This is a genomic window from Pseudomonas sp. XP2, from assembly GCF_053557975.1.
This window is the reverse complement of sequence record NZ_JBNRIK010000006.1, coordinates 77,661-83,660: the sequence shown is the minus strand read 5'-3', so window position 1 is coordinate 83,660 and position 6,000 is coordinate 77,661. Positions and strand designations below refer to the sequence as shown.

The following is a 6,000-nucleotide window of genomic DNA, read 5'->3' as shown; positions in this document are numbered from 1 at the left end:
GCGGCCCCCCCCCCCCCCACAACTGTTGCCGTCATAAGGCCCCGCCAACTGGGTGTGTGCAGCTTTGTGAGGCGTGTGTTAGACATTGTTCACACAAGTTTGGCTATGCTTGGGTGGAAGATGCCGAACGGGGGAGGGGCCTCATGTCTACACTGGAGCGGGCCATTGCCGTGGCCGCCAGGGCGCATGAAGGGCAATACGACAAGGGCGGGGTGGCGTATATTCTCCACCCGCTACGCGTGATGATGCGGGTGTCCACACCCGAGCAACGTATTGTCGCAGTCCTTCACGATGTGATCGAGGACACCCCGCTGACCGTGTCCGACCTGGCCCGCGAGGGTTTTACCCTGAAAATCCTTGCCGCCTTGCTGGCACTCAGTCGCCGTGAGGGCGAGCCGTACCAGGATTTCGTGGTACGCCTGGGCGATGACCCGTTGGCGCGAACCGTCAAGCTGGCCGACCTGGCCGATAACAGTGACCTTTCACGCATTCCTTGCCCTGGCCCCGCCGACCTGGCGCGGCTGGCCCGTTACCGGGAAGCCAGCGCCTATCTCCAGGCACTGGCCTGAGGCTCAACCGCACGCCTTGAGGTTGACTGGCCCGACAAACTCGTTTCCCCGCCCCATCACGCAGGCGACCTGTTGGTTGCGTTGCTGCTCCCAAACCTGCGGCGGGTAGGTCTTGTTCCAGGCCTCGAACAACTGGCGGTCCTGTTTGGACAGGCGCAGGTTGTACTGCTTGCTCATGTAGAAGTAGGTGCGGGCGATCATGCCGCGAATCGACGGGCGCGGCATCACCTTCCTGGCTTTGAAGTCGACCTGGGTCAGGCAGCTACCGTACTGGCCGCGTTGTTCCGGCAACCAGCCGAAACTGAAGTTGCTGCGGTCGCCGTTGACCTCACCGATGCTGGGCACCAGGTTGTGCAGGTCGGCTTCGGCGCGTTTGTACACTTCGTCATGCTGCGCGCACTGCTTGCGACCGCCGCTCTGCCAGCATTGGCGCTGATGGCCAATTTGCCAGGCAGGCACGATGTGTTCCCACTCGATGCGCGACGCGCGCTGGGCATTCTTGCGTGGGGCATAGCCGCAGGACGCCAGGTCGACCTTGTTGCCCTTGTATTTGCACCCGCAATAAAACTCGGTCGATTGCGGGGCATAGAGCTTCCAGGCGACCTTCTTGGCCTCCTGGAAGGTGCGTGGGGCATCGGCTTGAACAAGCGGCGTGGTCAGTAACAGGCAGGCTGCCGCGAAAAGCGAAACTCTCATGCGCGGTCAGTCTTCCTTCGGCACAGTCCAGAAAATCTGCACACCGCCATCGTCGCGGTGGGCGAGGGTCACGTTGTCGTTTTCTGCGATCTCCTCCAGCAAGCTTTCCCAGTCTTCCGGGCTTTCCTGTTCCAGGCGGAAGATCAGCGCCGCACGGCTGCGCTGGGCGGTGGGGCTGTTGATGATCTTCTGGATGCGTACACCCAGCTGTTCATAGCTGCTCGGAGTGGCGGAGGCGGTGCTGGACACAGGAAATTCCTTATTTTTGCTGTATGTGCATACAGTATTTCAGCGTAAGTAAATTCGCAACAGCTTGTCAGGAAAAAAACCACCGTTCGCGCTGGCGCTGCCGGTCTGGTGTAATACCGGCAATTTCCGGAAGCTGCGCATGTATCGATTTCTTTCTCGTTTTCCTTCATCTACAAGTCTGGTCCTGCTGTTTGCAGGTGGCATGAGCGTTAATGGCAGTGCCAAGGCCAGTTCACCCGATGTCGTCGTCATGGCACCGCTGGTGGTGACCGGTGCCTATGCCCCCACCAGCACATTCGACCTGCCGTTTTCGGTGGATACCGTTGACCTGTCCCACGGCACCGATGGCCAACTTGGCGTCAACCTGTCAGAAGTGCTGAGCAAAGTCCCTGGGCTGGTGGTGCAGAACCGTCAGAACTATGCGCAAGACCTGCAGATTTCGTCGCGGGGCTACGGTGCACGCTCGGCCTTCGGCGTGCGTGGCATCAAGCTGCTAAGCGACGGCATACCGGCCAGCACGCCCGACGGGCAAGGGCAGGCCGCCACGCTGAACCTGGATGTGGCCGACCGTATTGAAGTGCTGCGCGGCCCGGCAGCGACACTGTATGGCAGCAACGCCGGTGGTGTGATCCAGATGTTTACCCGGGACGGGCAGGGGCCTGCGCGCGTGGGGGCCGAAACCACCTTCGGCAGCGACGGCTTCAACAAGAATCACCTGTCGGCAGAGGGCGGGAACGACACCGCAGGGTTCGTGCTGGATGCCTCGCGCCTGGATACCGATGGCTATCGCGACCACAGTGCCGCGCGCCGTGACCAGACCTTCGCCAAGGTCAACTTCAAGCCCGACGACGACTCGCGCATGGCGCTGATCTACAGCAGCCTGGAGCAGAACAACACGCAGGACCCGCTGGGGCAGACCTGGGATGCCTACAAGCATGACCCACGTTCCACGGCAGCAGTGGCCGAAACCTACAACACCCGCAAAAGCATCGACCACCAGCAACTGGGCATGAACTACGAACGCTACTTTGGCGATGCCACGCTGCAGTTCAACCTGTACGCGGGGCGACGCAGCGTGGTGCAGTATTTGTCCATCCCCAAATCGGTGGCCTCCAACAGCCAGCGTGGCGGCGGGGTCGTTGACTTCGACCGCGAGTTCCACGGCGGCACCCTGCGCTGGATACAGCCGGTTGCGAATGTGCCCGGCAACCTAACCTTCACGGTCGGCGCCGATTACGACCAGAGCAAGGACGACCGACGCGGTTATCAGAATTTCAGCGGTGACCAACTGGGCCTTAAAGGTGAGTTGCGCCGCGACGAGAAAGACACCGCTACCAGCCTGGACCCTTACCTTCAGGCGCATTGGGAAATCGGCAACTGGACCAGTGAGCTGGGGCTGCGCTACAGCACCATGGAAATGCGTGTCGACGACCACTACTTGGCCAACGGTGACTCCAGCGGCTCGAAGAAGTATCAGCAGGCCACGCCATCGCTGTCGGTGATGTACGCGTTCACGCCTGATCTGCGCGGTTACGTGAGCGTCGGCAAAGGCTTCGAAACCCCCACGCAGGCCGAAATGGCCTATGCGCCGGGTGTGCTCGAAAGCTTTAACTTCGGCCTCAAGCCCGCCACCAGCATGCAGTACGAATTGGGTGTGAAGTACCGGCTTGGCGAGCGCACGCGCCTGAATGCAGCGGTGTACGAGATTCATACCGATGACGAAATCGTCGTCGCCAGCGCTACGGATGGTCGAACCAGCTATCGCAATGCGGGGCGTACTGTACGACGCGGCTTTGAGGCGAGCCTGCAAAGTGACTTGAGCCAGCAGTGGCAGACCACCTTGGTGTATACCCGCACTGATGCCCGCTATGCCGATGACATCAGCCAGACCATCCAAAGTGGCAACCGCCTGCCAGGTGTGCCGCTGGACAACCTGTATGGCGAGCTGGTCTGGAAGCCAGTGTCGTCCATCAGCATGGGGGTTGAAGGGCAGTACCGCAGTAAGGTGTATGTGGACGACAGCAACAACGCCAAGGCCGCACCTGCGTATGCGGTATTCAACTGGCGGACCCGGTTCGAGCAACATGTGGGGCCTTGGACGTTCCACCAGCTGGTGCGGCTGGACAACCTGTTTGACCGGCAGTATGTAGGCTCGGTCATTGTCGGCGACGGCAACGGGCGTTACTACGAGGCAGCGCCCGGGCGGTCGTGGTATGTGGGGGCGGGGTTGGAGTACCGGTTCAGGTAGCTGGCAACATCCTGACGAAGCATGCAGTGCGGTGAATGGCGGGGTGAACCCGATCTCATGGAATAAACGCTAACTCGGTGCCTTGGCAGGGGGTTTGTGGGAGCAGGCTTGCCCGACGCAAGGCCGCTCCCACAGTGGGGCGCGAGGTACTCAGTATTCCCAGAAGATCCGCTGCAGCTCTTTGCTGTCCTGGGTCTTGGTCATGGCGACCATCGCCAGAATCCGCGCCTTCTGCGGGTTCAGGTCGTGGGCTACTACCCAGTCGTTCTTGTCATCCGGCTGTTCGGCGTTGCGCAGCACAAAGCCACCCTGGTTGACGTGCGACGAACGGATGATCTGCACGCCGTTCTTGCGCAGCTCCTGCAACGCCGGCACCACCCGCGACGACACCGAACCGTTGCCGGTACCGGCGTGGATCAGCGCCTTGGCACCGTTCTGCGCCAGTGCCTTGTAAGCGGTGTCGGTCACGTTGCCATAGCCATAGGCAATGTCCACCTGTGGCAGGCTGCTGATCTGCTTGATGTCGAACTCGGAATTGACCGTGTGGCGCTTGGCCGGCAGGCGGAACCAGTAGGACTTGCCTTCTACCACCATGCCCATTGGGCCCCAGGCGCTCTTGAAGGCTTCGGTCTTGATGTTGACCGACTTGCTCACGTCACGCCCAGACTGGATCTCGTCGTTCATGGTCACCAGCACGCCCTTGCCGCGCGACTGCTTGTCGCCGGCCACGGCCACGGCGTTGTACAGGTTGAGCATGCCGTCGGCAGACATGGCGGTGCCCGGGCGCATCGAGCCGACCACCACGATTGGCTTGTCGGTCTTTTCCACCAGGTTGAGGAAGTAGGCGGTTTCTTCGAGGGTGTCGGTGCCGTGGGTAATGACGATACCGTCGACGTCTTTGCTCTCGGCCAGTTCGGCAACCCGCTTGCCAAGCTTGAGCAAGTCCTCGTTCACAGGTCTGTCACGGCCTACGGACGCACTAGCACCAACTCTACATGGACGGACATTCCTCCAACGTTACAGAGATCCTTTTTAATCATCTTGTAAAAGAAGAAAATCTAAGGTGCTAATTTTATGAGGGGTGGAGTGAGAAAGTTAATATTTTCCGAGCGAATAGCTGAGAAGCTTGGGTGGTTTGCGGATGGCTGGATGGATGAGAATTTAAGTGAGAGATGAGTGATGACGAGATTTTCGTTTAGGGCGGAGTGTGTTGGCGATGTGTGCAGGTACTTAGCCAAAGTTGGTGAGAGCTTTCGAATTGAGCAGTGCATAATTAAGCAGGATGATTTATACCCTGATGTGGAGGTTGGCCTCTATGTCAGGGCAAATCTTCAGCTTCTTAAGACTTTGGCTAGAGGAATTGAAGATTGTCACGTCATTGAGGAATCTCTGGAGGAGAACGGTGGTGAGCTGGGGGGTGAAGATTTTTCCGAGACTATTAATTGATATCGAATTTCTCGGTGTTGACTCGTGTTTCCATGAGGACTTTATACTGTCGGGCAGTTATCGTCGGTCCGCGAGATGCGGCTCCTGAGAGCTTAATTGGGTGTTCGCAAATATGGCTTTACAAGGCGTAATATAGGATGCCATAAGCTAATGCATCCCTCTTTTCTCTTAATCGTGAAGTGAGTTTCCCAAGGTGCCAAACGCCCGAGTTGAAACATTCTCAGGTGGACTTAGGCGCCAACTGATCTTCACTCTCTGCGTTCTGCTGAATTTGCTCAATCTGCTCACTCGTGGTGGTGGGCCAGAGCTTCAAATACCTATAATCGTTCTCGATTCTTGCCAGCAATCTATCAGGCTCAATCAGGTCGTACTCTTGATATGCGAGCGCAAGAAGAGACAGAGGATGGACATCCAGCGCCCGAGCGATGGAGTCAATTTTACCCAGCGTGGGCAGCTTCAGGCCTCGCTCCAAGTCACTCAGGTACGTGCGGCCACTGACGAGCTTGGATAGCTCAAGCAGCGAGAGGTTGTGCCGAAGCCTTACCTGGTTTAGGGCGAGTCCAAAGGCTTTCGCCAGACCTTCCTCATCGGGTGTCATCGTTGACCCTTGTGCTCAAAAGGCAGCATAGAGCCAGATCGAGTAAATTTTGACGACGGCCAATAGGCTGTTTCTTAATTTGCATATCACTAGCAATCTGTTAGCCTAGAAAAACGACCTCTGCTGATGTACCGCTCGAATGGCCATTGTCATGGCTTCGAGCGCTGCTTAGTGAGATATGAAGTCCGGCATAT

5 protein-coding genes and 1 pseudogene are annotated in these 6,000 nt (G+C 58.3%); 2 read left to right on the top strand and 4 right to left on the bottom strand.

The features are described from left to right. The first annotated feature begins 143 nt into the window (after positions 1–143). Entirely contained in the window at positions 144–569 is a 426-nt protein-coding gene (locus ACK1VC_RS09285) for a GTP diphosphokinase (RefSeq protein ID WP_016487900.1), read from the top strand. Positions 570–572: 3 nt separating this feature from the next. On the opposite strand, the gene ACK1VC_RS09280 is transcribed toward ACK1VC_RS09285, so the two are convergent. Together ACK1VC_RS09280 and ACK1VC_RS09275 are read right to left on the bottom strand one after the other, a co-directional pair. Beyond that, complete coding sequence (locus ACK1VC_RS09280) at positions 573–1,265, bottom strand: endonuclease (RefSeq protein WP_016487899.1); 693 nt, start codon at positions 1,263–1,265, stop codon at positions 573–575. 6 nt (positions 1,266–1,271) lie between these two features. Then, positions 1,272–1,514, bottom strand: a complete 243-nt coding sequence (locus ACK1VC_RS09275) for a DUF1654 domain-containing protein (protein ID WP_016487898.1) — start codon at positions 1,512–1,514, stop codon at positions 1,272–1,274. 202 nt (positions 1,515–1,716) lie between these two features. Between ACK1VC_RS09275 and ACK1VC_RS09270 the strand changes: the two genes are divergently transcribed. After that, entirely contained in the window at positions 1,717–3,762 is a 2,046-nt protein-coding gene (locus tag ACK1VC_RS09270; protein WP_191086744.1) for a TonB-dependent receptor family protein, read from the top strand. A gap of 150 nt (positions 3,763–3,912) precedes the next feature. Here ACK1VC_RS09270 and ACK1VC_RS09265 read toward each other — a convergent pair. Together ACK1VC_RS09265 and ACK1VC_RS09260 are read right to left on the bottom strand one after the other, a co-directional pair. After that, positions 3,913–4,713, bottom strand: a pseudogene (locus tag ACK1VC_RS09265) (asparaginase domain-containing protein); the annotation flags it as partial. Between the two features lie 715 nt (positions 4,714–5,428). Beyond that, positions 5,429–5,806 carry a helix-turn-helix domain-containing protein gene (locus ACK1VC_RS09260; protein ID WP_084738496.1) on the bottom strand — a complete coding sequence of 126 codons (378 nt, stop codon included), beginning with the start codon at positions 5,804–5,806 and terminating at the stop codon, positions 5,429–5,431. Positions 5,807–6,000: the final 194 nt, after the last annotated feature.

Excerpts from the sequence above, each read along its gene's own strand:
- ACK1VC_RS09285 (WP_016487900.1), top strand. The coding sequence starts at position 144 with ATGTCTACACTGGAGCGGGCCATTGCCGTGGCCGCCAGGGCGCATGAA.
- ACK1VC_RS09280 (WP_016487899.1), bottom strand. The coding sequence starts at position 1,265 with ATGAGAGTTTCGCTTTTCGCGGCAGCCTGCCTGTTACTGACCACGCCG.
- ACK1VC_RS09270 (WP_191086744.1), top strand. The coding sequence starts at position 1,717 with ATGAGCGTTAATGGCAGTGCCAAGGCCAGTTCACCCGATGTCGTCGTC.
- ACK1VC_RS09260 (WP_084738496.1), bottom strand. The coding sequence starts at position 5,806 with ATGACACCCGATGAGGAAGGTCTGGCGAAAGCCTTTGGACTCGCCCTA.